General features: G+C 52.6%; 2 protein-coding genes. Both read left to right on the forward strand.

Annotated features, from left to right (window positions below; all coding sequences use genetic code 11):
- Positions 1–493: AAA family ATPase (locus VGA08_01875; protein HEX9679344.1), on the forward strand; the 493-nt coding region annotated here is incomplete at its 5' end.
- 4 nt (positions 494–497) lie between these two features.
- Positions 498–1,529: an MraY family glycosyltransferase gene (locus tag VGA08_01880; GenBank protein HEX9679345.1), complete on the forward strand. Its 1,032-nt coding sequence runs from the start codon at positions 498–500 to the stop codon at positions 1,527–1,529.
- Positions 1,530–1,627 lie beyond the last annotated feature (98 nt).

A 1,627-nucleotide genomic window follows, 5' to 3' on the forward strand; every position in this document is an offset into this window, starting at 1 on the left:
AACCGACAGTCAGGGCCGGACCGTGGACTTCACCAACGTGATTTTAATCGCGACTTCTAACGCCGCCACCCAAGAAGTCCAGAGCCTGGCTAAGGCGGGGAAAACGGCTGAAGAAATAAAAACCTATCTTTTAGACCAAAAACTTTACGAATATTTCCGGCCGGAATTTTTGAATAGGTTTGACGGAGTTGTTATCTTCAAACCGTTAAGTATGCCACACGTTGAACAAATTTCCGGTCTCATGCTGAAAAAAATCGGGGCTCAGCTTGAAGCTCGCGGCATTAATTTTCAAGTTACGCCCGCGGCCGTGCGCGAGCTGGCGCAAAAAGGTTACAGCGAGCAGTTTGGCGCCCGGGCCCTGCGGCGGATTATTCAGTCCGAAGTCCAAGACGCCCTGGCCAAACAGCTGCTTTCCAAGTCAGTCAGCCGCCGAGATACGGTTATAGTTGATGCCGGCGGTCAGGTTCGGGTTGAAAAAGCCAAGCCGCTTTAAGCCTATGCGATATGTCTTTGCCTTGGTGCTTGGAGGAGCGCTGGCTATGCTCCTAACGCCGCTGGTTAAGCGTTTCTCGCTGCGTCACGGCATTTTAGACCAACCCAACCAGCCCCGCAAAAAACACGCCCGACCCGTGCCGCTGCTTGGAGGCGTGGCTATTTTTTTGGCGTTTAGCCTAACCACGGCTGTTTTTTGGCAACTGGGGGTACTCCAAGACGGCCGAATTTTGCCGCTCCAAATCGCGGGTATTTTACTCGCCGGGCTGGTGCTTATGATTGGCGGATATCTTGATGACCGCTACAATCTTTCACCCAGCCGGCAGCTTCTTTTTCCGTTGGTCGCGGTCGCGCTGGCGCTCATGTCCGGGATTCGAATATCCCATGTCACCAATCCGTTCGGCGGAATCGCGGTTTTTCCGGCCGGGTTTGGAATCGTGGTGGCCGGAATCTGGCTGCTTGGCATGACCTACACGACCAAGTTTTTAGACGGCTTGGACGGATTAACAACCGGCGTGACAACCATTGGCGCGTTTGCCATTTTTATTGTCAGTCTGTACTGGGACGTGCCCCAATCCGGAACTTCAATTTTGGCTTTGGCTTTAGCCGGCGCCTGCCTGGGGTTTTTGGTTTACAATTGGCATCCGGCAAAAATTTTTCTGGGCGAGGGCGGCAGTTTATTCTGCGGGTTTTTACTCGGAGCGTTGGCAATTATTTCCGGCTCAAAAATCGCGACCACTCTGCTGGTTATGGGAGTGCCGATCCTCGACGGTCTCTGGGTCATTTTGCGCCGTTTGTGGCAGCGCCAGTCCGTGGCGCGCGGTGACCGCAAGCATTTGCATTTTTTACTGCTTGACCTTGGGCTTTCACATCGGCAGACCGTGGCGCTGCTGTTTATTTTAACCGCCGCTTTTGGCACGACTTCATTTTTTCTCCAAACTCGTGGCAAAATAGCCGCGCTTAGCTTACTCTTTATTCTGACCGCCGCGCTCCTGTTAGGCGCGCTTCGGCTGTATCAACGAAAACAAAGTTCATGATCAAACATTTAAAACTTGGACGGCTTGAACTCATTGCTTTTGTTGGCGGTTCAGTCGTGATGGTGCTTGAACTTATCGGTGCCAGAATTCTGGCGCCG

The organism is Candidatus Saccharimonadales bacterium, assembly GCA_036397795.1.
Classification (GTDB): Bacteria; Patescibacteriota; Saccharimonadia; order Saccharimonadales; family DASWIF01; genus DASWIF01.

What these genes read in the sequence shown, in the direction of transcription:
- VGA08_01880 (HEX9679345.1), top strand. Translation starts at nt 498, where the DNA reads ATGCGATATGTCTTTGCCTTGGTGCTTGGAGGAGCGCTGGCTATGCTC.